We start from the raw sequence: 23799 nt of genomic DNA on the forward strand, positions 1-23799 counted from the left end.
GCATCAAACCAGACGGCTTTGTTCAATCGCCGCTTCGATGAACGAAGCGAAGAGCGGATGCGGTTCGAACGGACGGGACTTCAGTTCCGGATGGTACTGAACGCCGATGAACCATGGATGGTCCGGGTATTCGACGGTTTCCGGCAGAACGCCATCCGGCGACATGCCTGCGAAATTGAGGCCAGCCTCTTCGAGACGCGCCTTATAGTCGACATTGACTTCGTAGCGGTGACGGTGACGCTCGAAAATATCGGTCGAACCGTAGATTTCCGCAATCTTGGAACCCGGAGCAAGGGCTGCTTCATAGGCGCCAAGACGCATCGTGCCACCAAGATCGCCCGCTGCTGCGCGCTTCTCGAGCATGTTGCCCTTGAGCCATTCGGTCATGAGACCGACAACCGGCTCCTTGGTCGGGCCGAACTCGGTCGAAGACGCGTTTTCGATGCCAACCAGATTGCGGGCTGCCTCGATGCAGGCCATCTGCATGCCGAAGCAAATGCCGAAATACGGAACCTTCCGCTCACGAGCAAACTTCGCCGCAAGAATCTTGCCTTCTGCGCCACGCTCGCCAAAGCCACCCGGCACCAGAATGCCGTGTACCTTTTCAAGATGCGGAGCCGGATCTTCACTTTCAAAGACTTCGGCTTCGATCCAGTCGAGATTGACCTTCACCTTGTTGGCGAGGCCACCGTGATAAAGCGCTTCGATCAGCGACTTATACGCGTCCTTCAGACCCGTATATTTGCCGACGATAGCGATGGTGACTTCGCCTTCCGGATTGTGCAGGCGATGGGAAACTTCTTCCCAGCGATCGATACGCGGCTTTGGAGCCGGGTCGATACCGAATGCCGAAAGGACTTCCGAATCGAGGCCTTCCTTGTGGTAAGCAATCGGCACATCATAGATCGTTGCCACGTCGAGCGCCTGGATAACGGCGCTTTCACGCACGTTACAGAACAGAGACAGCTTGCGGCGTTCAGATTCCGGAATTTCACGGTCCGCACGCACCAGAAGAATATCCGGAGCAATACCGATGGACCGCAGTTCCTTGACCGAATGCTGCGTCGGCTTGGTCTTGAGTTCGCCCGCTGCCGGGATATACGGCATCAGCGTCAGATGGATGTAAACGGCTGCTCCGCGCGGCAATTCATTGCCAAGCTGACGGATCGCTTCGAGGAACGGCATGGCTTCGATGTCGCCAACAGTGCCGCCGATTTCGCACAGGACGAAATCATAATCCTCGTTGCCTTCGAGAACAAAGTTCTTGATCTCGTCGGTAACGTGCGGAATGACCTGAACCGTCGCGCCGAGATAGTCGCCGCGGCGTTCTTTTTCGATGATGTTACGGTAGATGCGACCGGTGGTGATATTGTCCTGCTTGTTGGCAGGACGACCGGTGAACCGCTCATAATGACCGAGATCGAGGTCGGTTTCGGCACCATCGTCAGTGACGAACACCTCACCATGCTGGTAAGGCGACATCGTGCCGGGATCGACGTTCAGATAAGGGTCGAGTTTACGGATACGCACGCGGTAACCGCGTGCCTGAAGGAGTGCAGCCAGTGCTGCAGCAGCTATGCCTTTTCCAAGGGAAGAAACCACGCCGCCAGTGATGAAAACATATCGCGCCATGGGCTTATCTCGTTAGACTTTCTTAATTGATTCCGCCACAAAAAAATGCGCCTCGAAGTGATTTTTCACCGAAGCGATGCGGTAATCGTTGTTGAACACAGACATGCCACCCCAAAACAGAACGTTTGGAGAGCGACACGAGACCCTCAGCGTATTGCACGAATGTGAACGCCATACGCTGAATATGACCGGAGCACGACCTCCGGAGCGAATACGTAGTAACGTCTTAATGGCCCCTGCCCGACATTTCCATGCCGAAGCCCGAAATCCACAGATAAGGCCTCAACCGAGGCATAGCGTTATGGATAGAACGGCCAAAGAAAAACCGGGCCCAAAAGCCCGGCCATTTTTCAGATCGTCGATATGGATCAGAGAACGACGACTTCGGTGCCGAGACCGACGCGCTCGTAGAGATCCATGACGTCTTCATTGATCATGCGGAAGCAGCCGTTCGAAGCGGAGCTGCCGATAGTCCATGGCTGAACCGTGCCGTGAATACGGACATAGGTGTCCTTGTTGCCCTGGAACAGATACATGGCGCGCGAGCCGAGCGGATTGCCCGGACCGCCATCCATACCGTTCTTGAAGCGACCGTAATGGCCCGGATCACGCTCGACCATTTCCTTGGTCGGGATCCAGCGCGGCCATTCACGCTTGGCGTTGATCGTAGCGGAACCCTTGAACTCCAGACCCTGCTTGCCAACTGCGATGCCATAGCGGCGCGCCGTCGTCGAGGTTTCCACATAATAGAGGAAGCGCTGCTTCGGATCGATCACGATGGTGCCCGGCTTGTAGCCCGTGAAGGCCACTTCCTGCGCGCGGAACTTGGGATCGATATTGTACTTGTTGGCCTTCACACCGGCATTGCCGTTGGAAGCGCTCTTTTTCTTCTTCTTCGGCTTGTCCGGATTGGCCTTGGCGTCGCTCGAAAGCGCAACCTGCTGCACGTTAGCGGCAGCGACTTCATTCAGCTGTGCCTCGGCACCGACCGGCGAAGCGGCAAAAGCCGGCGCGGAAACTCCAACGCAAAGGCTTGCAATGCCAGCCATAAGAATACGACGTGAAAACATGATCAGTTCCCGAAAATTCAAGCACAAGCGGAAAATAGCTGCCGCAACTCTGCGACCAAGCTTTCGCTTTCCATACTGTAAACGCAGGTACGACTCAATTCGTTGCAACGGTTGTGCAATGCGATTCGTGAAAGCCTATTGCCTGCTTGCAACACTTTGCAATTTGACGGTTAACAAAAAGAAAACCGGCCCATTGGGCCGGTTTCACAATCTCTTGATTCATAGAGCTCTTTTTACTGTGAGCTCGGAACCGGGTTGGCCGGAGCTTCCGGCGTAGCCGGTGCCTGCGGTGCGGTGGTTCCCGTCGGAGCGGCTGGAGCAGCGCCCGGTGCAGCAGGCGCAGTCCCATTCGTGTCGGTGCGCGAAGACTCGCCGCCAAGCTGATTGAGAATGCCGCCGCCAGCGCCGTTGCCGCCTGCCGGAGCCGTCTGGCTGCCGGATGCTGCCGGAATACGGTTCAGAATATCGGTCGGGCGTTCGCCATAACGCGCCATGATGCCGAGAACCAGCGACGTCGCGAAAAAGCCGATTGCCAGAATGGCAGTCGTACGGGTGAGCGCATTGGCGGCACCCCGCGCCGTCATGAAGCCAGAACCGCCGCCAATGCCAAGGCCGCCGCCTTCAGAGCGCTGGATAAGCACAACGCCGACAAGCGCCAGCACGATCAACAAATGAATGACAATGAGTACGGTTTGCATGGGTAACGGTCTTTACGTCCCTGAACTAAAGCAATTTCAGGACACATCACATGAACATGTCCAGACTGCAGACAGAATAGATGCGGCTCTTTACACGCTATTGCGTGATAATCCAAGCCCCGCCGCCCAAGTTAGAGCACAGCAGGGCAAGGCGCCGCTTAAAGGTTGCGATAGGTCTCGCATATGGCGAGGAAGTCGGTCGCCTTCAAGCTCGCACCGCCAACAAGTGCACCGTCCACATCGGCAATGCCAAGCAGTTCGGTGGAGTTGGAAGGCTTGACCGAACCGCCATAGAGAAGACGCAGATGCGCGCCCTTGGCTCCGAAGCGCTCGGTCAGCTGCTCGCGCATGAAGGCATGAGCGGCGCGGACATCCTGCACCGTCGGTGTCAGGCCCGTGCCAATCGCCCAAACCGGCTCATAGGCAATGATGGTGTTTTCGGCAGTCAAGCCATCCGGCAGAGAACCTGCAAGCTGCGAGCCGATGACTTCGAGCGTGCGTTCCGATTTGCGTTCGTCAGCCGTTTCGCCGACGCAAACGATGGTCACAAGACCTGCCGCCCAGGCGGCTTCGGTCTTTGCCTTCACAACATCGTTGGTTTCGCAGTGATCGGTGCGGCGCTCGGAATGACCGATGATGACATGGGTTGCGCCCGCTTCTTTCAGCATTTCAGCCGAAATATCGCCGGTATGCGCGCCGGAAACCTTCGAGTGGCTGTCCTGTCCGCCGAGGCCGACCGTGGTTTCGCCAGAGAGCGTTTCGGCAGCGCGTGACAAAAGAGTGGCAGGCACACAGATCACCGCATCGAGTTTTCTGCCGAAATCGGAGCTCAGACCGGCTGCAATTGCGCGCAGTTCGGTGAGAGATTCTCCCGTGCCATTCATCTTCCAGTTGCCAGCGACCAACGGACGGATACCCGGAGTCATTGTATTCTCCTCGCCTTTGTAAACGGCAGGCGCTTCCAGCGAATAACGCATGGCTGCGCCGAATTTTGCCACTGACTAAGCATATTCGTGTCGCAATGCAAATGTTCTTGGTTGCAGAGCCTCAATGAGACCTTGCATATGGGGCTTGCTTGGGGTTATCCCCTGAACGGTTCAATTCAATGACTGGCTCAACTCAACCAAAGCCGAGCTTTATATCATAATCGAAGGGTTTCCCATGCTCGACAGCCTGCGCTCTGCCTCTCGCTCCTGGATCTCCAAGCTTCTGCTTGGTGTGCTCGTCCTGAGCTTCGGCGTCTGGGGTATCGCGGATGTTTTCCGCGGTGGCATGACAGGCAATGCCGCGCTGACAGCAGGCGGTTCCGAAGTCAGCGCGACCGACTACCGCTTCGCTTATGAACAGCAGGTCATGCGCCTGTCTCAGCAGTTCCGCCAGCGTCTGACGCGGGAACAGGCAAAATCCATCGGTGTTGAAAACCAGGTTCTGGCGCAGCTCGCAGCCGGCGTCGTGCTCGATGAAGGCGCACGCAACATGCAGCTCGGCCTGTCGAAGGACGGCATCGCCCGTCTGACGGCGGAAGACCCGGCATTCCAGGACGCCAGCGGCAACTTCAACCGCGCGCAGTTCGATGCGGTTTTGCGCCAGTCTGGCATTCGCGCCCAGGATTATCTCGAAAATCGCGCCAAGGTTGCCCGCCGCCAGCAGATGGTCGAAGCGGCGACCGATGGCATCAAGATGCCTGATGCGATGCTCAAGGCACTGGCGTTTTATCAGGGCGAAAGCCGCAGCGTCGACTACATCACCATTCCTGTGGAAAAATCAGACGCGATCCCTGCCCCGTCGGACGACGCCCTCAAGGCCTATTTCGATGCGCATAAGGATGAGTACAAGGCGCCTGAATACCGCAAGGTCACCTATGTCAAGCTGGAGCCAGCCGACATTGCCGATCCGGCTGCCGTGACGCAGGAAGAAATCAACGAATATTACGAGAAGAACAAGGCGCGCTACGGCACGATCGAGCAGCGCACCATCGAGCAGATCAGCTTTGCGGATGAAGCCGCAGCCAATGCAGCGCAGGAAAAGATTGCCGCTGGCACGAGCTTCCTCGACATAGGCAAGGAACAGGGCAAGACCGAAGACGATCTGAAGCTCGGCACCTTCGAGAAAAGCGCCATTCCTGACCAGACCATCGCCGATGCAGCCTTTGCGCTGGCGGAAAACGGCGTAAGCCCTGTCGTCAAGGGCGGTTTTGGCCCGGTCATTCTTCGCGTTACCAAGATCGACCCGGCGCATGTCAAGCCGCTCTCGGAAGTCGAAGCTGAAATCCGCACGACCCTTGCCAACAACATCGCGGCAAGCAGCATCAGCGGCATTCACGATTCCTACGAGCAGCAGCGCTCCGATGGTGCATCGATGGCCGATGTCGCCAAGGGCCTGAGCGTCAAGACCGTCACCGTCGATGCAGTCGATGCCGAAGGCAATGACCCATCCGGCAAGCCGGTTGAACTGCCGAACGGACAGGCGCTTCTGGCCGCTGCTTTCCAGGCGGAACAGGGCTTTGACAATGACGCCCTGACAATGGGCAATGTCGGCTATCTCTGGTACCAGATCGATGGCGTCACCCCTGCCCGCGACCGTACCCTCGACGAAGTCAAGGACAAGGTTGTGGCTGCATGGAAGGGTGAGGAAGCCGTCAAGCGCCTCAATCAGCGTCTCGAAGACCTGAAGAAGCGTCTCGATGGCGGCGCAACGCTTGATGCGATTGCATCCGAGCTTGGCCTTGAAAAGCAGACCAAGCGTGGCGTGACCCGCTCGACGAACGATGCGGATATCGGCTCGGCTGCGGCAGCGCAGATTTTCCGCGGCCCGAACGGTTTCACCGGCACGGCGGCAGCGCCTTCCGACGACGCGCAGATTCTCTTCAAGGTGACGGAAGTGACCGAGCCAGCAAGCGCCGGTCCGGACACCATTCCTGAACAGCAGCGCAACTATCTGTCGACCGCTCTTTCCGACGATGTGCTGGAACAGATGGTTGGTGAATTGCAGAAGCAGTATCCGGTGAAGATCAACCAGACCGTCATCAACAATGCTCTCGCATTCTAGGTTCTGCTGAGCACAGCTCCCTAACGCGAGAATTCACATAAACAAGCGGCAGAAAGAAAATGGCTGATCTGAAACCATACATCGCGAAAGCGGCCTCCGGCGAACCACTGTCGCAGGAGGATTCCAAGGCCGCGTTCGACATCATGATGTCCGGTCAGGCAACGCCTTCGCAGATCGGCGGCTTTCTGATGGCTTTGCGCGTGCGCGGCGAAACCGTGCCGGAAATCGTCGGCGCGGTCGCTTCCATGCGGTCACGCATGCTGCCGGTCGTCGCCCCTTCAAACGCCATCGACATTGTCGGCACGGGCGGCGATCAGTCCGGTTCCTATAATGTGTCCTCGTGCTCGGCCTTCGTCGTGGCTGGCGCTGGCGTACCGGTCGCCAAGCACGGCAACCGCGCCCTGTCCTCGCGTTCCGGCGCTGCAGACACGCTCGCCGCACTTGGCGTCAATATCGAAGCCGATGCGGAAACAATCGGCCGTAGCGCCCGGGAAGCCGGTCTCGGCTTCATGTTCGCCCCGATGCACCATTCCGCCATGCGCCACGTCGGCCCTTCCCGCGTCGAGCTTGGAACGCGCACGATTTTCAACATACTTGGACCGCTGGCCAACCCGGCAAGCGTGAAGCGCCAGCTTTTGGGCGTATTCGCAGCCCAGTGGGTTGAGCCTCTGGCGCATGTGCTCAACGAGCTTGGCATGGAAGCCGTCTGGGTCGTCTACGGCGACGGTCTCGATGAGATGACCACCGCTGGCACCACGCAGATCGCAGCGCTTGAAAACGGCACTGTCCGCACGTTCACAATCACGCCTGAGGAAGTCGGTTTGCGCCGTTGCAAGCCGGAAGAGCTGAAAGGTGGCGATGCTGCGGAAAACGCCAAGGCGCTGATCGCCGTTCTCGAAGGCGCCAAGAACGCCTATCGCGATATCGTTCTTCTCAACTCCGCCGCAGCACTCGTGATCGCAGGCAAGGCGGAGGATCTGAAGGACGGCATCGCTCAGGCAGCCCATTCCATTGATAGCGGCGCGGCATTGGCCGTTTTGCAAAAAGTAATCGCTGTCTCAAACGACAAGACAGTCTGACGAGAGGAAGCGCATCATGTCCACCGACATTCTCCGTAAGATCGAAGTCTATAAGCGCGAGGAAATCGCTGCTGCCAAGGCGCGTCACACGGTTGAAGACCTGAAGGCGCGCGCCAAGGATCAGGCCGCACCCCGCGGTTTTCTCAAGGCGCTTGAAGCCAAACGTGCAGCCGATAAGTTTGCGCTGATCGCCGAAGTCAAGAAGGCCAGTCCGTCCAAAGGTCTGATCCGCCCGGATTTCAATCCGCCAGTACTGGCAAAAGCCTATGAAGACGGCGGCGCTGCCTGCCTTTCAGTTCTGACCGATACGCCATCCTTCCAGGGTGCGCCGGAATTTCTGATGGCAGCGCGAGAAGCATGCAGCCTGCCTGCTTTGCGCAAGGATTTCCTGTTCGACACCTATCAGGTCTACGAAGCACGCAGCTGGGGCGCGGACTGCATTCTGATCATTCTGGCAAGCGTCGATGATGATCTGGCCAGAGCGTTGGAAGAAACCGCTTTCGAACTCGGCATGGATGCGCTCATCGAAGTGCATGACGAGGCCGAAATGGAACGTGCGCTCAAGCTTTCTTCGCGTCTGCTGGGCGTTAACAATCGCAACCTACGCACGTTTGAAGTCAGCCTGGCCGTTTCCGAACGTCTGTCGAAAATGGCCCCTGACGACCGTCTGCTGGTTGGCGAAAGCGGCATCTTCACCCACGATGACTGCCTGCGTCTGGAAAAGTCCGGCATCGGCACGTTCCTCATCGGCGAAAGCCTGATGCGCAAGGACGATGTTGCCGCCGCCACGCGCGAGCTTCTGACCGGCAAGGCTTAATCTCATGACCTCGGATGCGGCCAAGCTCACCCATCTCGACCAGACCGGCGCTGCCAATATGGTGGATGTTGGCTCAAAGGACGAGACAGAGCGGCAGGCCGTTGCCGAAGGCAGCGTGACCATGAAACCGGAAACGCTGGCGCTCATTCTGGCGGGCGATGCAGCCAAGGGCGATGTGATCGGCACAGCGCGTCTTGCAGGCATCATGGCTGCGAAAAGAACCGCCGACCTCATTCCGCTTTGCCATCCACTCATGTTGACCAAGGTCGCGGTGGATATTGCACCAGACCACGCGCTGCCGGGCTTGCGCGTTCGTGCGCTTGCCAAGCTGAAAGGCCGCACCGGCGTTGAAATGGAAGCGCTGACGGCTGTTTCCGTGACGTGCCTGACGATCTATGACATGGCCAAGGCGGTCGATCGCCATATGGAAATCGGCAATATTCGCGTTTTGGAAAAGAGCGGTGGCAAGTCCGGCGACTGGAAGGCCTGAAGCGGCCTCACAAAACTGAGTTCGAGAGGAAATACGATGTCCCTTCTCCCGGTCGAAGATGCTCTGGCGCGTATACTCTCCTCCGCAGAACCGCATGGCCTTGAAACTCTTACGCTGAATGAAGCTGGCGGGCGCGTTGTTGCCCGCGCCGTCGAGGCCCGTTTCCTGCAACCGCCTTTCGACTGCTCGGCCATGGATGGCTATGCGCTGATAGCGCCGGCAGAAATCGCCTATCCCCTGCAATTGAGCATTATCGGTGAATCCGCTGCTGGCAAGCGCTTCGAAGGCTCCCTGCTACCCGGACAGGCCGTACGCATTTTCACCGGCGCGCCAATACCTGAAGCCGCTGATACGATTGTCATTCAGGAACATACCGAACGTTCCGGGGCTCAGCTGACCATTCTGGAAGGCATCGAACCCGGACGGCATATCCGCCGGGCCGGTCTCGATTTTGCTCCGGGCAAGACCGTCATACCGGTCGGTCGCGAACTGGACGCACCCGCCCTGTCATTGGCTGCTGCAAGCGGCAATCCAACACTCGATGTGTTTCGCAAACTGCGCATTTCCATATTGGCTACCGGCGATGAACTTGTCCCACCGGGAGCCACGCCCGGACCGGACCAGATCGTCGCTTCGAACAGTGTGGGCATTGCCGAAATCGTGCGCCGCGCTGGCGGCTACTCCGAAGATATGGGCATCATTCCGGACGATCCGACACAGATTGAATCGGCTATTGCCAGCGCTCTGAACAGTGGAATCGATATTCTGGTGACCATTGGCGGCGCATCGGTCGGTGATCGCGATTACATGCATGGTGCTCTGCGCAATTGCAGTGTCGATCTCGGTTTCTGGAAAATCGCCATGCGTCCCGGCAAGCCGCTGATGTATGGGCGCAAGACTGTCGACGGCAGAACCGTCCATGTGATCGGCCTGCCGGGAAACCCGGTTTCAAGCCTCGTTTGCAGCCTCGTTTTTCTTCGCCCGCTGATCGCGAAGCTTGCAGGCACCGATCTCACGGCAGATATCCGCCCCGCAAAGCTCGGTCAGGCGATGCCTGCCAATGACCATCGGCGTGATTTTGTACGCGCCACGGTCGAATCGCAAAGCGATGGAACGCTGCTGGCAACACCATTTCCAGTACAGGATTCGTCCATGCTGACAGCCCTCGTCGGCTCCAATGCACTGCTCATTCGTGACGAAAATGCCCCGGCAGCAGATGCGGGCAGTTCGTGCCGCGTGCTTATGCTACGTTAAAAAGCACCAGAATGGTCACTTTTGCTGCCTCGAAACAACGCTAAGCAAAAGCCACAATGGATTGAAAATAAAACGCTTCCTTGGATAAGGACCGGCCCGTCACGGGTCCCTGAGAACATTCCGGCAACAAGCCGCCAGCCCGTTAATCATTTTAAAACCATTGCAGAACAAGACTGGAACATATAGTGTTCGTTCTGGTTTTGTTTTTCTCGATTCTTATCTGGTCGGAGGGTGTCGCGCATGTTGACCCGTAAGCAGCACGAGCTTCTGCTGTTCATTCATGATCGTCTGAAAGAAACAGGTATTCCGCCATCTTTTGACGAAATGAAGGAAGCGCTCGACCTTGCTTCCAAGTCGGGCATTCATCGGCTGATCACCGCTCTGGAAGAACGGGGCTTCATTCGCAGGCTGCCGAACCGGGCACGTGCGCTGGAAGTGCTGCGCCTGCCGGATTCGATTGCACCGGGACTGAACGCGCAGAAGAAATTTGCGCCAAGCGTCATCGAAGGCAGTCTGGGCAAAGCCCCTCCTGCACCCGTGCAGCCGTTACGCTCCGCACCTGTTGCGACCAATGATGATGTTTCGGCAACCGTATCGGTGCCGGTCATGGGGCGGATCGCCGCCGGTGTGCCGATCTCAGCCATTCAAAGCCAGACGCATTCGCTCAGCCTCCCCCCGGAAATGATCGGCGCGGGCGAACATTATGCGCTGGAGGTCAAGGGCGACTCGATGATCGAGGCCGGGATTTTCGATGGCGATACGGTGATCATCAAGCGCGGCGATATCGCCAATCCGGGTGAAATCGTTGTCGCACTGGTTGATGATGAAGAAGCAACTTTGAAGCGGTTCCGCCGCAAGGGCGCATCTATTGCGCTTGAAGCCGCAAACCCAGCTTATGAAACACGTATCTTCGGCCCAGACCGAGTTCGCGTGCAGGGCAAGCTGGTCGGATTGATCCGCCGGTACTGATCGTTAGATCCGAAAATGGAACCGCGTTTTCGGACGGACATGCGTGAAATGACGGCTTGATCCGCCGACTAATTGAATCGCGAAGCGCTCAAAACACTATTATCATTCGCATCTGCCCGGCCCCTGATCGTCAGTGGCCGGGCATTGCGTTTCTGCCTTTTGAGCAGGCTGCTTCTTCTTGTATTCCTGATCAGGTAAGCCACGTGCCGCGCGCGAATAGAGCCGGAACAGATGCCACGGACGCCGTGGCTCATCGATGGCGAAGGCGAGCCTGTCGTCATAACGTGGATCGGCAAAATTATGCCGCTGAGGTGTGCTGTCGTTTACGGACGTCAGATCGCCAGCAAGAGCCACGATAGAATTGCCGGTCGTGTCTTTCTTGTCGCCAAGTCTCATCTCCACTGTGCCTCGCAACGCCAGATCGCGGCGGTTGATAACGAGCTTCTCCTGATGCGCACATCCCGGTGTTTTCCCGGCGATGGCGAGGATAACGACATCACCCACATCACACGCGATGTCCTGAATTGCGGGGTCAGCCGTATAGGCCAGTACTCGCTCATCGCGCAGGGTGATCGTGCAGAGTTCGTCTTCGCAGATAAAGCCGTCAGTTGGTATTCCGCGAAGCCTGTCTTTTGCGTGTTGCGGTATTAAAAATTGCGTTGCGAGATAGGCTGTTTTCCAGTTGTCTATTGTGAACTTTGACGGTCTGTCGCGGTTCACAGCAAAACGCCCATCGGGCAGACGAACCCCAACCAGCTTTGCATCTTCGGATATCACAACATCCGGGAATGGCTCATGCAGGAAAGCAATAAATCCCGCTAAAACAAATGGTAACGCCAGAATCTTGAATCGCGTTGTGAACAATACAGCGATCACGAGCGCTATGGTCCAGAATGCGAGCGCTGTGATCGGCATTGCTCCGGGATTACCATCAGGCGACCATGACGCGATCATGCTCGCAAGGGTGCGGACGATCCAGATACCAGACCCGGCAATGGTCAACGGCAGCCAATCAAGGCCAAGTGGCATCAGTACGAGGCCCAGAACGGAAAAGGGCATGACCAGTGTGGCGATCACCGGATCGGCCAGCACATTGCCAATCAGCCCGAATGGCGCGGTATTGTTGAAATGGTAGGCGGCGAAAATACCGCTCGCAATTCCTGCCACAAGCGAAGTTCCGGCAGCGGCAATAGCTGATTTGACGATCTTCATTGGCAATCCGGCTGCCGACGAAGCCGCACGCCTCTCCACATCCTGTATTTTTTTGGCTTTACGCGTTCCCCACCACGCATAGCCGGCAATCAACGCTGCCGTAGCCGAATAAGACATCTGGAAACTCGGCCCGAGTATTTCATGCGGTGAGATTGCTATTGTCACCATACCGGCGACTGCCACATTGCGCATGCTGAGTGCAGCACGGTCAAACAGCAATGCGCTAAGCATGACGGCGATCATCACATAGCTGCGCTGGGCTGCAACATCAGCACCAGACATGGCGAGATAAAACGTGCAGCTTAGCAACGACAGGAAAGCTGCATATTTCTTGACCGGATGTCGGACGCTAAAGGCTGGAAAAAGCGCAAAGGCAGACCTGAGAGCAAACATCACGACACCCGCCGCCAGCGCCATGTGCAGACCTGATATTGAGAGAATATGCGCCAGACCGGCCTTGCGAAGGTCCTCATTGGTCTCCTCGCTGATGCCACCGCGCGTACCGGCGATCAATGCGGCGGTGACATTGCCATCTTCGCCGCCGATCACCTCCTCGACCCGTTCCGACACGCGCACCCGGAGCAAGGCAATCCATTCGCTGATTTCTGCCGTCAGGCTTGTCTGTGGCGGAACATTTGCCGTCTTCGGATTTCCCAGAAAGAACCCGTTTGCTCCGATACCGTTGAAATAGGCATGGAAGGAAAAGTCGTAATTGCCCGGACGGACCGGGCCTGACGGCACCCGCAACCGCGCAAAGCCGGTCAATCCGCCGCCGATCGATGTATCCGCCGGTATATCTCGCGCATTGATGCGAATACGTGTCGGTGAAAAGCGAAGTGTCGGGCGCTCTGTTAACAGCAAATCGAGCGTGATACGCCAGCTTCCATTATCCTGTGCATCCAGTGCAACAACCCGGCCAGTGACACGCGTCGACACATCGGAACCGAGCATCGGCGTTGCCATGCGTACGGTTTCCCATTTGCCGCTCACAAGACCAAGCTGGAAAGCAACTGCCAATGTCAGCACCTGCCCGGCAAAGAATTGCTTCCGCGCCAATATGCGAATGGTAACCAGCCCGGCCAGCAGGGCCAAAATGGGCGTCCAATCAGGTTCGAAAGGCAGGGTGAAATAGACAATCGCACCGAGGCCACTGAATATTGGAATCAGCAGAAAGAAAATTCCGCGCGCCGTTTCGAGATGGATGGCTTCCGCGAAAGCAGCGGGAGTTTTCCGCGCCATGTCGGCAACGGTGTCGCGCCAGCCGGTTGGTTGAGCGTCAGGCGGCTGATCTTGATCATCATGATCGGCAGGCGCGGTTGTGAGTTCAGGCCACGGTTCTGGAAGATAAGAACGCGTCAGGCCATCGGGCAGGCTTTTGACAAGCGCCCGCTCATTGGCCTCATCCGAAGCCTTGGCCATATCACCTAAGCGCGTCATGCCCCCGCCTGACTGCAAAAAAGGTCTTTTTGTCGAAATACCCCAAAAGAACAATGCCGCAAGGAGCCGAAACAAACGCGAAGCCCTTGCGCGTAGTGCTGCCTATGCTACATGAACGCCAGTCGAAATCGAGAGGGTTTCGTTATAGAAATCCTCGTTCTCGCTCTTTGGAAGCGAGTATCGGAATTCAGTTTTGCGCCCCTGCCCCGGCAATTGCCGCTGTCTTGACGGGCGCGCAATAAAGTGGAGCTACCATGTCGAAACCGGTCGTCACCCGTTTTGCCCCTTCGCCCACGGGTTATCTTCATATCGGCGGTGCCCGTACTGCCCTGTTCAACTGGCTTTATGCCAAGCACACGGGCGGCAAGATGCTGCTGCGTATTGAAGACACCGACCGTGAACGTTCCACCGATGCAGCCACTGCCGCCATTCTCGACGGTCTGACCTGGCTTGGTCTCGACTGGGAAGGCGATGCGATCTCGCAGTTCGAGCGCGCTCCACGTCACCGCGAAGTCGCCGAAGAACTCGTCGCTCTAGGCAAAGCCTATTACTGCTACACGACGCCGGAAGAGCTGGAAGAAATGCGCGAGAAGGCGCGTGCCGAAGGCCGCCCGCCGCGTTATGATGGCCGCTGGCGCGACCGCGATCCGTCCGAAGCGCCTGCAGGTGTAAAGCCTGTCATTCGCATCAAGGCGCCGCAGGAAGGCGAAACACTCGTACGCGACGCCGTACAGGGCGATGTGCGCTTTCCCAACAAGGATCTCGATGATTTCATCATTCTGCGCTCCGACGGCACACCGACCTATATGCACGCGGTTGTCGTTGACGACCACGATATGGGCGTCACGCATATCATCCGCGGCGACGATCATTTGACGAATGCAGCGCGCCAGACCGTGATCTACGACGCCATGGGTTGGGATGTGCCGCAGATGTCGCATATTCCGCTGATCCATGGTGCGGACGGCGCGAAGCTTTCCAAGCGTCACGGCGCTCTTGGCGTCGATGCCTATCGCGCCATGGGCTACCTGCCGGCAGCACTCCGCAATTATCTCGTCCGTCTTGGCTGGAGCCATGGTGACGACGAAATCATGTCGACCGAACAAATGATCGAATGGTTCGACGTGACGGACATCAACAAGGGCGCTGCCCGTTTCGACTTCCAGAAGCTCGAAGCGATCAACGGTCTTTATATGCGTGGCAGCGACGACAAGACACTGTTCGACGCTCTGGTGGCTGTCCTGCCGGAAATCGAAGGCGGCAAGGAACTCGCCGCAGCGCTCGACGACAAGCGCAGCGCGCAGCTCCTCGCAGCCATGTCGGGCCTCAAGGACCGCGCCAAGACGCTTGTTGAACTGGCAGACGGCGCGAAGTTCATCTTTGCAGCCCGCCCGCTCGATCTGGACGAAAAGGCCGCCTCGCTGCTTAACGAAGAGGGCCGCGCCGTTTTGAAATCCGTGCTGCCCGATCTGGAAGCTGCCGGAGATTGGGTCATTGAATCACTGGATGCGGTGGTTCGCGCCCATGCAGAAAAAACCGGACTGAAACTGGGCAAGATTGCGCAACCGCTGCGTGCTGCCCTGACCGGTCGCGCTACCTCACCGGGCGTCTTTGATGTGCTTTTTGTACTGGGTCGTGAAGAGTCTTTGGGCCGTATTCGCGATCAAATCGGTTAAGGTGCTATCATTCACGCTGACGTGACATAACTCGCTTAAATAGTTCAAATTTCGCATTGCATCACGGACGGTTTGGGATAGTTTGGCGATCAAAATCGTAGCCGTAATGCGTTAAAAATCGGGCATCCCGCTGTTTTGGGGTGCCCGCCAAGAGATACGAGACAAGTTATAGCAGCGAATGCAATACTGCCGCCTAAGGCGGCAAAGTGGACATGAAAGGAAACATGATGTCAGCTAAGACAGCCAGCTTTACTCTCGACGGCAATACGTTCGATCTGCCTGTGCGACAAGGCACTGTCGGGCCGGACGTCGTCGATATCGGTCCGCTTTACAAGAATTCGCATGCGTTCACTTACGATCCAGGTTTCACCTCGACCGCATCGTGCGAGTCCAAGATCACCTATATCGATGGCGACGAAGGCACCCTGCTCTATCGCGGCTATCCGATTGACCAGCTTGCCGAGCACGGCGACTTCCTCGAAACCTGCTACCTGCTGCTTTACGGTGAACTGCCGACGGCAACCCAGAAGGCCGATTTCGACTATCGCGTGACCCGTCACACGATGATCCACGAACAGATGACGCGCTTCTTCACCGGCTTCCGCCGCGACGCGCATCCAATGGCTGTCATGGTTGGCTGTGTTGGCGCCATGTCCGCCTTCTACCACGACTCGACCGACATTACCGATCCACATCAGCGCATGGTCGCTTCGATCCGCCTGATCGCCAAGGTGCCGACGCTCGCTGCAATGGCTTATAAGTACCATATCGGCCAGCCGTTCATGTACCCGAAGAACGATCTCGATTTCGCATCGAACTTCCTGCACATGTGCTTTGGCGTTCCTTGCGAGGATTACAAGGTCAATCCGGTTCTGGCCCGCGCCATGGACCGCATCTTCATCCTGCACGCCGATCACGAGCAGAATGCTTCGACATCGACCGTACGTCTTGCCGGTTCGTCGGGCGCCAACCCATTCGCCTGCATCGCAGCTGGCGTTGCCTGCCTCTGGGGCCCTGCCCATGGCGGTGCGAACGAAGCAGCGCTCAACATGCTGGCTGAAATCGGCTCTGTGGATCGCATTCCGGAGTTCGTCGCACGCGCCAAGGACAAGAACGATCCGTTCCGCCTGATGGGCTTCGGTCACCGCGTTTACAAGAACTACGATCCGCGCGCCAAGATCATGCAGAAGACCTGCCATGAAGTTCTGGGCGAACTGGGCATCAAGGACGATCCGTTGCTCGACGTTGCAATGGAACTGGAAAAGATCGCTCTGACCGACGAGTATTTCATCGAGAAGAAGCTCTATCCGAATATCGACTTCTACTCCGGTATCACGCTGAAGGCTCTCGGCTTCCCGACCGAAATGTTCACGGTTCTCTTTGCACTCGCCCGCACCGTCGGCTGGGTCGCACAGTGGAAGGAAATGATCGAAGATCCGCAGCAGAAGATCGGCCGTCCGCGCCAGCTCTACACGGGCGCCACAGAACGCGACTACGTGCCGGTTGCAAAGCGCAAATAAGCGCGACAAACGCTGAAAACAAAACCCCGGTTGCCAATGGCGACCGGGGTTTCTTTTTATCCGTAGCGGTTCCCGTATTGACGAAACCGTTCAGCCCTTGCGACCGCTTTCGATAACATCAAGCAGAACCCGTGCTCCAATCTCGCCGGAAGGCCGCTCTGTTGACATGACCGAAGCAACCGCGTCAAAGCCGTCCAGCTGCGCCTGACGTGCCGAACCGGGGCGCATCAAACGCTCCACATTGCGGGCCAACATCCCCGGACGGACAAATTCATTGAAAAACTCCGGCACCACCGGTTCATCAGCGATGATGTTAGGAAGCGCTGCGCTCCAGATCGTGATCTTGGGCACCAGAAATTTTCGCGCAAACCAGTCCGCCTTGTAGGAAAGCACGCTTGGAATGCGTGACAGCGCCAGTTCCAGCGAAACAGTGCCGGAAGCGGCAAGCGCAGCATCGGCCCGCGCAAAAGCCTTCCATTTCTCTTCGTCACCGACGACGATCAACGGCTTAACTGTCCAGTCTCGCGAAAGTTCACGCACCATTGCCTCGATACGCGGCAAGGTAGGCAGAATAACCTCAAGCTTTTCAACTCGCGACGAAAGCTCTTCGACTGTCTTGCCGAAGGGTTCCATCAGCATCTGGATTTCCGTGCGACGCGAACCGGGCAGCAAAAGCAATGTATGTTTGCCGGCTTCAGACCGCTGCGGTTCAAGCGCCAGCTGTGCAGCACGCGTATCGAGGATAGGCGCATAACTCGACAGACGATGCCCGACATAGGTTGACTGAGGGCCATTCAGCCGCTCCATCACATCAACCTCGAACGGCAATACCGTGAGCACATGGTCGATATAGGCGCGCATGGCGCGTGCACGCTGCGGACGCCAGGCCCAGACGCTGGGAGCTATATATTTGACAATCGGAATGGACGGAGCGGCGGCTCTGATCTTCTTTGCCACGCGATGAGTGAAATCCGGACTGTCGATGAGCAAAACGCAATCCGGCTTTTCCGCCACGATCTGCCGTGCCGTCTGTCGGATGCGCAACACCAGTCCCGGCAGGTTCTTGATGACCGCGCCAAGCCCCATGAGAGCAATTTCATGAGGGTCGAAGAAGGTTTTAAGGCCACGAGCAGCTAGGTGGTCGCCACCGACACCGACAAGATCGACCAGCCTGTCGGTCTGTTGACGCAAAGCGTCGATCAAATCCGCACCGAGAAGATCGCCGGATTCTTCACCGGCCACGATTGCTATTTTCAATGGCCGGCTGGTGTTACTCAAGCTTAAGCGTCCTTTTTGTCCCGACTGATCGTCTCTATGAAGAGACCGCTTTCATTTGCAGCCGCAATGGTTTCGCCGAAACCTAGGATAAATGTGCGCCCCGCCTCAACTGCAATTCCTGCAAGACCGGCACGTTTGGCATTCAGCACAGTGGAAATGCCGATGGCAGGCAAATCCGCCCGCTCATCCTGACGAGGTTTGGCCATTTTCACAAGGACCCCGCCACGCTTGGGAATACGCCCGGCTTCACGCAGCTCACGAACGCGCTCGATCATCAGATCGGTACCTTCCGCGCCTTCCAGCGCCACAACACGACCGCCCGTTGCAACAGCACCCTGTCCGACGTCGAGATCGCCAAGCCGCAAAGCGGACTCCATAGCCAGCTTCATATTCGCAGTTTCGCGCGCATCGGGCGCAACTTTGGTGAGAATACGAGCAGGCGAAGGAGACAGAAGATCTGGCACAACTTCATGCGCGCCCACGACCTTGAAGCCGAATGATTCGAGCAGGCCTATAAAGGCGCGCAGCAAAGCGTCGTCACCCTGCCCCAGTGCCCGCAGCACATAGGGAATGCCCCGCAATGTCGGCCAATCGAGCTTCAAATCGCCAAGATGCGGCCTGTTGCGCACCCCGCCAGCGAGAACGACTTGCGAAACGCCAGCAGCCTTCATGGACCGAATCAGCTTTGCGAATTCGACCATTGAAATTTCCTGATGCTCGTAATTGTAGAGCACCCGGTCGGCTTCTTCACGCAGGGGGACGATGAATGGGGGGGTACCGGCGCTCTGAAGCGCCTCGGCCACCGCAATGGGCAACAGGCCGTTGCCCGCAATAATACCGACACGCCCGCCCTCAAGGGGCGGACGCGCCAAAGATTCAGCTTTCGTCGCTGTCATGCCCGACTCCGCCATGAGCCGCGTCGAGTGGTGGCGTTGTATAGGCGCGTTTCGCGTCGACACTGATGAAAGTAATCATATCGGCAACAGCCTGAGATTCAGGAAACGCCGCCAGCACGTCGGCAGCGCGATCACGAACCGGCTTGGTACGATCGAACAGCATGCGCACGGCATGACGCAGCATGTGGATTTCCGCGCGCTGCATGCCGGAACGCTTCATGCCGACAATATTGAGGCCGCCCAGATGCGCGTGATTGCCAATGACCATGCCATAAGGAATAACATCACCCACAACGCCAGCCATACCGCCGACAAATGCATGATGGCCGACACGCACGAACTGATGCACGGCCGCACCGCCGCCCAGAATGGCGTGGTGTTCGATGGTCGTGTGACCGCCGATCATGACATTGTTCGAGAAGGTGACGTGATCGCCAACATCGCAATCATGCGCCACATGCGCATAAGCGAGGAAGGTGCAATCGCTGCCCACCGAAGTATAGCCGCGCGCGCTGTCCGAGCCGCGATGCATGGTGACGCCTTCACGGATGAGGCAATTCGCGCCGACCGTGAGTGTCGTTGGGCCACCCTTGTGCTTGCCGTTCTGCGGATCGCAACCGAGAACAGCATGCGGATAGACCTTCGCACCCGCGCCAAGCGTGGTTCCGCCCGTGACAACCACATGGCTCATCAGAACGGAATTGTCGCCAATGACGGCGCCCGATTGAATATGACAGAAAGGCCCGACAGACACACCCTGGCCCAGTTCCACGCCCGGCTCAACAAGAGCGGTGGGGTGAATGATTGTTTCTTTCATTGTAATGCTCACTGGCTTTCTTCACCGGCATTAATCATTGCCGCAACTTCTGCTTCGGCAACTTTCACACCATCAACTTCAGCCACGCATTCATACTTCGAAATATTGGCGCGCTGTTTCACTTTTTTGACATGCAGAAGCAGACGGTCACCCGGAATGACCGGACGGCGGAACTTCGCATTGTCGATGGTCATGAAATAGACAACGCCGGGGCGGCCAGTCTTGCGCTGAAGCAGCGAGATTGCACCGGCGGTCTGCGCCATGGCCTCAATGATCAATACGCCCGGCATGATCGGCTTTTCCGGAAAATGTCCAGTAAAATGCGGCTCATTGATCGTGACGTTCTTGATGCCGGTTGCCGACAGATCGCCATTGATATTAACGACGCGATCGATCAGCAGAAAAGGATAACGGTGCGGAAGCACGGCCAGAAGTTCTTGAATATCTGCTGCTTCGAGTTTCGTCTGTTCCGTATCACTCATCTGAGGATTGCTCCTTTCTTGATTGCCCGATGCTGCGAATGTTCGCGATATCGCGGAACCACTGCTTGATAGGACGTGCGGGAAGACCACCCCAACGTTCTCCATCGGGTATATCGTTCATAACGCCGCTCCCAGCTGCAATTTGCACGCCCGAGCCGATAATAAGGTGATCCGCAATACCGACGCGACCACCGAGCATGGTCCCGTCACCGATCACACAGCTTCCGGAAATACCGCAATGCGCGGCAATAAGACAGAACCGACCGACGCGCACATTATGCGCAATCTGGACAAGGTTATCGATCTTGGAGCCCTCGCCGATCACCGTGTCGGTCAGCGCTCCACGATCAACCGTCGTATTGGCGCCGATCTCCACATTGTCCTGAATAATGACACGGCCGATTTGCGGGACTTTTTCAAGACCGGCAGCACCGGGCACATAGCCAAAACCGTCCTGGCCGATGCGCACGCCCGGATGCAGCAAAACGCGATTGCCGATGAAAGAGCATTGGACGGTCACACCCGGCGCAACATAGCTGTCGCGTCCAATCTGGCAGTTTTCACCAATCACAGCCGTAGCAGCGATCAAGGTGCCCGAACCAACGGTTACGCCCTTACCGATCACCGCACCCGCTTCAATCGTTGCGCCATCTTCGATATGTGCCGACGGATGAATGAATGCTTGTGGGGAAATACCAGTTTCGCCAAACCAGCTTTCCAGCTTGGCCGACGTTGGAAACAACATGCGTCCGACAGCCGAAAAATCGCGATGCGGGTTGCGGGTAATCAGCGCAGCCATATGCGAAGGCACGCTTGGCGCAATGTCTTCCTTGCAAAGAACACCAGCAGCCTTGATTCCGGCCAGCGCCTCGGCGTTCTTTTTACCTTCCACGAAGATAAGCGAACCCTCTCCGGCATCCTTCATGGAAGCCAGGCGCTCAACAGAACGCGGTGCAAGCTTCGGGTCACGAAGTCTTGCACCGGTGAAATCAGCCACATCGCCAATCGTGAGTTCACGAGAAGGCGAGAAAAAGACAGGATCTGCCATCAGTACACTTTCTCTCCCGGGGCGTAGCCGCCCCGGGGAAAGGCAAATCGGTTAGAACTTGGTCGAAACACCGAAGTTGAAGTTCTGAACCTTATCGGTATCAGCCTTCGCGACCGGGAATGCATAGTCAAAGCGCAGCGGACCGAACGGCGAAGCCCACATCAGGCTGAGGCCGACCGAAGCGCGAAGCTTCTTGTCGTCGCCCAAAACCGGCGAGCCGCCCAGTTCGTCTGCACCACCGTAGAGCATCGCCGCATCCGCGAAGAATGCACCGCGAATGCCGAGGCTCTCAGGAACAACAGGCATCGGGAACTGAACTTCAGCCGTACCGTTGATGTAGGTCGTACCACCGAGCCAGTAACGCTGGCCGCTAGCCGAATCCTGGTAACGACCAATACCGTTGAACTTGAAGCCGCGAATGATGTCCGAATTGTTCTTGAACAGATCGAAGATACGGACGCCGTCGCTACCAAATTCATGGATATAACCACCACCGACACCCAGCATACCGACAATGTCGGCTTCCTGAGCAAGCGTCTTGTAGTAGTTACCCTTGAAGGTCGTCTTCATGAACTTCGCATCGCCACCAAGGCCCGCGAATTCCTGCGTGAACTTGCCATAGAGGCCGTCATGCGGGTTCTTCAGGTCATCGATGGAATTATACGTCAGCGAGTAGCTGACAGACGAACGCAGCCATGGGCTGTTTTCGGCTGCTTCGACCAGAGCCGGAGCGTAGTAATTATCGATGTTGTCACGGAACAGGTCATACTTTTCCTGAACCAGGTTGTAGGCGAGACCAACCGAGAAGTTCTCGGTGATCGGAAGGCCGAAACGAATCGTACCACCGGTCTGCTCGACATCGTAGTCGTCGTTCACGCGATAGCTGCGACGGAACACGTCGAAACCTGCGGAGATACGATAGCCGAGGAAGTAAGGCTCGGTGAAGGACAGGCCGTAATTGCGCATATCGTCCTGACCGGCACCGGCGCTAAGACGGATATACTGGCCGCGACCGAGGAAGTTACGCTCGGTGATCGCACCTTCGACCGACGCACCCGGCGTTTCACCGCCGGTGGTGTAGCCGCCGCCGATGGAGAATTCACCGGTAGACTTTTCCACAACGTCGACAACCAGGATCACCTGATCCGGCTCGGAGCCCGGAGCGGTCGAGATATTGACCGTCTGGAAGAAATCCAGAGCTTCAAGACGACGCTTGGCGCGCTGCACCATGACCTGATTGAAGGCATCGCCTTCGTTCATGTCGAACTCACGACGAATCACGTAGTCGCGCGTCTTGTCGTTGCCGCGGATTTCAATGCGCTGAATGTAAGCGCGCGGACCCTGATCGACACTGTAAACGACCGAGATCGTGCGGTTTTCGAAGTTACGATCGCCGCGCGGCTCAACCTTGGCAAAAGCATAACCGCTACCGGCAACGCTTTCGGTCACAGCCAGAACGGAATCTTCAACTTCCTTGGCGCTATAAGCGCGACCCGAACGGGTCTTCACGAGACCGCCGAGCGCGTTGGTATCAACGCCATCAACGGTGCTTTCAACGCTCACATCACCAAAGGTATAACGCTGACCTTCATCGACCGTGATGGTGATCGTGTATTCATTGGTCGACGGATCAAGAACCGCATTCGACGAAACAACGCGGAAATCCGCGTAGCCGCGATTGTAATAGAAGCGACGCAGCGTTTCTTCGTCAGCCTGCAAACGGCCTTCGTCGTAAACGTCATTACGGGTCAGCCACGACAGCGGGTTCGAACGCTTGGTGGAGATGACATCGCGCAGACGACGGCCGCTATAGGCCTGATTGCCGACGAATTCGATATTGGAAATCTTGGTGCGCGAGCCTTCGTTGACTTCATAGACAACGTTGACGCGACCCTGACCGAGATCGACGGTGCGTGCATTCACGGTCGCATCGCTGCGTCCGATATGTGCATAGGCAGCCTTGATGGCTTCCTTGTCCGATTCCATCGTCGCCGCATCGTAAGGCGAACGCGGCTTCAGCTGGACGGCGCGCGTCAGATCAGGATCCTTGATCTTCTTGTTGCCCTGGAACAGGACATTATTGACCACGGAACGTTCGTTCACGGTCACGACGAGCGTGCTGCCGGACTGATTGATGCGAACATCCGAAAACAGGCCCATGGCGAAAAGACGCTTCACCGCAGCATCAATATCAGCGCTGGTGAAGGCCTTACCCGGACGAATGTCGATATTGTCGCGAATGGACTGCGCATCAACACGCGTATTGCCGCGAACGTCGATACGGCTCACAACGGCAGCTTCCGCGACATTCACGGATGCCAGCGAGAGCGCTGCAGTACCCGAAGCCACTAGAGCCACCGACATGGCGAGCGCAGA

At 57.2% G+C, this 23799-nt stretch carries 19 protein-coding genes; 8 read left to right on the forward strand and 11 right to left on the reverse strand.

Annotated features, from left to right (window positions below):
- Positions 1–3: 3 nt before the first annotated feature.
- From ACTJKP_RS22070 to tpiA, 4 genes are all read right to left on the reverse strand, one after another.
- Positions 4–1632 (reverse strand): CTP synthase, encoded by a 1629-nt coding sequence (locus ACTJKP_RS22070; protein ID WP_440632180.1) that lies wholly within the window; start codon positions 1630–1632, stop codon positions 4–6.
- Positions 1633–2000: 368 nt separating this feature from the next.
- Complete coding sequence (locus tag ACTJKP_RS22075) at positions 2001–2702, reverse strand: L,D-transpeptidase (RefSeq protein ID WP_440632181.1); 702 nt, start codon at positions 2700–2702, stop codon at positions 2001–2003.
- A gap of 233 nt (positions 2703–2935) precedes the next feature.
- Positions 2936–3400: a preprotein translocase subunit SecG gene (gene secG, locus ACTJKP_RS22080; RefSeq protein ID WP_182521853.1), complete on the reverse strand. Its 465-nt coding sequence runs from the start codon at positions 3398–3400 to the stop codon at positions 2936–2938.
- A 158-nt stretch (positions 3401–3558) separates the two neighbouring features.
- Positions 3559–4326 (reverse strand): triose-phosphate isomerase, encoded by a 768-nt coding sequence (tpiA, locus tag ACTJKP_RS22085; protein ID WP_078340456.1) that lies wholly within the window; start codon positions 4324–4326, stop codon positions 3559–3561.
- A gap of 235 nt (positions 4327–4561) precedes the next feature.
- On the opposite strand from tpiA, the gene ACTJKP_RS22090 reads away from it, so the two are divergent.
- From ACTJKP_RS22090 to lexA, 6 genes are all read left to right on the forward strand, one after another.
- Positions 4562–6448, forward strand: coding sequence for a peptidyl-prolyl cis-trans isomerase (locus tag ACTJKP_RS22090; protein WP_440632182.1), 1887 nt, complete (start codon positions 4562–4564; stop codon positions 6446–6448).
- Positions 6449–6507: 59 nt separating this feature from the next.
- Positions 6508–7527 (forward strand): anthranilate phosphoribosyltransferase, encoded by a 1020-nt coding sequence (trpD, locus tag ACTJKP_RS22095; RefSeq protein WP_078340393.1) that lies wholly within the window; start codon positions 6508–6510, stop codon positions 7525–7527.
- 16 nt (positions 7528–7543) lie between these two features.
- Positions 7544–8344, forward strand: coding sequence for an indole-3-glycerol phosphate synthase TrpC (gene trpC / locus ACTJKP_RS22100; protein WP_440632183.1), 801 nt, complete (start codon positions 7544–7546; stop codon positions 8342–8344).
- Between the two features lie 4 nt (positions 8345–8348).
- On the forward strand, positions 8349–8834 hold the full coding sequence (moaC, locus tag ACTJKP_RS22105) for a cyclic pyranopterin monophosphate synthase MoaC (protein WP_440632184.1): 486 nt from the start codon (positions 8349–8351) through the stop codon (positions 8832–8834).
- Between the two features lie 36 nt (positions 8835–8870).
- Positions 8871–10088, forward strand: a complete 1218-nt coding sequence (locus ACTJKP_RS22110; RefSeq protein WP_440632185.1) for a molybdopterin molybdotransferase MoeA — start codon at positions 8871–8873, stop codon at positions 10086–10088.
- Positions 10089–10328: 240 nt separating this feature from the next.
- Positions 10329–11057 (forward strand): transcriptional repressor LexA, encoded by a 729-nt coding sequence (lexA, locus tag ACTJKP_RS22115; RefSeq protein ID WP_078340389.1) that lies wholly within the window; start codon positions 10329–10331, stop codon positions 11055–11057.
- Between the two features lie 102 nt (positions 11058–11159).
- Here the strand turns inward: lexA and ACTJKP_RS22120 are convergent, their stop codons facing one another.
- Positions 11160–13706, reverse strand: a complete 2547-nt coding sequence (locus ACTJKP_RS22120; protein WP_440632186.1) for a ComEC/Rec2 family competence protein — start codon at positions 13704–13706, stop codon at positions 11160–11162.
- Between the two features lie 254 nt (positions 13707–13960).
- Here ACTJKP_RS22120 and gltX point away from each other — a divergent pair, with 254 nt between their 5' ends.
- Both gltX and gltA read left to right on the forward strand, forming a co-directional pair.
- Entirely contained in the window at positions 13961–15382 is a 1422-nt protein-coding gene (gltX, locus tag ACTJKP_RS22125) for a glutamate--tRNA ligase (protein WP_440632187.1), read from the forward strand.
- Between the two features lie 227 nt (positions 15383–15609).
- Positions 15610–16902 carry a citrate synthase gene (gene gltA / locus ACTJKP_RS22130; RefSeq protein ID WP_078340455.1) on the forward strand — a complete coding sequence of 431 codons (1293 nt, stop codon included), beginning with the start codon at positions 15610–15612 and terminating at the stop codon, positions 16900–16902.
- 90 nt (positions 16903–16992) lie between these two features.
- Here the strand turns inward: gltA and lpxB are convergent, their stop codons facing one another.
- The 6 genes from lpxB to bamA form a co-directional block, all read right to left on the reverse strand.
- Positions 16993–18180 (reverse strand): lipid-A-disaccharide synthase, encoded by a 1188-nt coding sequence (gene lpxB, locus ACTJKP_RS22135; RefSeq protein WP_440632188.1) that lies wholly within the window; start codon positions 18178–18180, stop codon positions 16993–16995.
- Positions 18181–18182: 2 nt separating this feature from the next.
- On the reverse strand, positions 18183–19076 hold the full coding sequence (locus tag ACTJKP_RS22140; RefSeq protein ID WP_078340385.1) for an LpxI family protein: 894 nt from the start codon (positions 19074–19076) through the stop codon (positions 18183–18185).
- Positions 19057–19893, reverse strand: coding sequence for an acyl-ACP--UDP-N-acetylglucosamine O-acyltransferase (gene lpxA / locus ACTJKP_RS22145; protein WP_078340384.1), 837 nt, complete (start codon positions 19891–19893; stop codon positions 19057–19059). Before lpxA ends, ACTJKP_RS22140 begins: the two co-directional genes overlap by 20 nt.
- 8 nt (positions 19894–19901) lie before the next feature.
- Positions 19902–20375 (reverse strand): 3-hydroxyacyl-ACP dehydratase FabZ, encoded by a 474-nt coding sequence (fabZ, locus tag ACTJKP_RS22150; protein WP_440632189.1) that lies wholly within the window; start codon positions 20373–20375, stop codon positions 19902–19904.
- The gene (lpxD, locus tag ACTJKP_RS22155) at positions 20368–21423 is read right to left on the reverse strand and encodes a UDP-3-O-(3-hydroxymyristoyl)glucosamine N-acyltransferase (RefSeq protein WP_440632190.1); all 1056 of its coding nucleotides are present in this window, start codon (positions 21421–21423) and stop codon (positions 20368–20370) included. Before lpxD ends, fabZ begins: the two co-directional genes overlap by 8 nt.
- Before the next feature lie 51 nt (positions 21424–21474).
- On the reverse strand, positions 21475–23799 hold a 2325-nt coding region (gene bamA / locus ACTJKP_RS22160; RefSeq protein ID WP_440632191.1), incomplete at its 5' end, for an outer membrane protein assembly factor BamA.

It is taken from the genome of Brucella sp. 22210 (assembly GCF_052045675.1).
GTDB lineage: Bacteria > Pseudomonadota > Alphaproteobacteria > Rhizobiales > Rhizobiaceae > Brucella.

Coding starts and splice junctions, on each gene's coding strand:
- ACTJKP_RS22070 (WP_440632180.1), bottom strand. CDS start 1,632: ATGGCGCGATATGTTTTCATCACTGGCGGCGTGGTTTCTTCCCTTGGA.
- ACTJKP_RS22120 (WP_440632186.1), bottom strand. CDS start 13,706: ATGACGCGCTTAGGTGATATGGCCAAGGCTTCGGATGAGGCCAATGAG.
- ACTJKP_RS22140 (WP_078340385.1), bottom strand. CDS start 19,076: ATGACAGCGACGAAAGCTGAATCTTTGGCGCGTCCGCCCCTTGAGGGC.
- moaC (WP_440632184.1), top strand. CDS start 8,349: ATGACCTCGGATGCGGCCAAGCTCACCCATCTCGACCAGACCGGCGCT.
- trpD (WP_078340393.1), top strand. CDS start 6,508: ATGGCTGATCTGAAACCATACATCGCGAAAGCGGCCTCCGGCGAACCA.
- lexA (WP_078340389.1), top strand. CDS start 10,329: ATGTTGACCCGTAAGCAGCACGAGCTTCTGCTGTTCATTCATGATCGT.
- trpC (WP_440632183.1), top strand. CDS start 7,544: ATGTCCACCGACATTCTCCGTAAGATCGAAGTCTATAAGCGCGAGGAA.
- ACTJKP_RS22110 (WP_440632185.1), top strand. CDS start 8,871: ATGTCCCTTCTCCCGGTCGAAGATGCTCTGGCGCGTATACTCTCCTCC.
- lpxD (WP_440632190.1), bottom strand. CDS start 21,423: ATGGCAGATCCTGTCTTTTTCTCGCCTTCTCGTGAACTCACGATTGGC.
- ACTJKP_RS22090 (WP_440632182.1), top strand. CDS start 4,562: ATGCTCGACAGCCTGCGCTCTGCCTCTCGCTCCTGGATCTCCAAGCTT.
- fabZ (WP_440632189.1), bottom strand. CDS start 20,375: ATGAGTGATACGGAACAGACGAAACTCGAAGCAGCAGATATTCAAGAA.
- gltA (WP_078340455.1), top strand. CDS start 15,610: ATGTCAGCTAAGACAGCCAGCTTTACTCTCGACGGCAATACGTTCGAT.
- lpxA (WP_078340384.1), bottom strand. CDS start 19,893: ATGAAAGAAACAATCATTCACCCCACCGCTCTTGTTGAGCCGGGCGTG.
- gltX (WP_440632187.1), top strand. CDS start 13,961: ATGTCGAAACCGGTCGTCACCCGTTTTGCCCCTTCGCCCACGGGTTAT.
- secG (WP_182521853.1), bottom strand. CDS start 3,400: ATGCAAACCGTACTCATTGTCATTCATTTGTTGATCGTGCTGGCGCTT.
- tpiA (WP_078340456.1), bottom strand. CDS start 4,326: ATGACTCCGGGTATCCGTCCGTTGGTCGCTGGCAACTGGAAGATGAAT.
- ACTJKP_RS22075 (WP_440632181.1), bottom strand. CDS start 2,702: ATGTTTTCACGTCGTATTCTTATGGCTGGCATTGCAAGCCTTTGCGTT.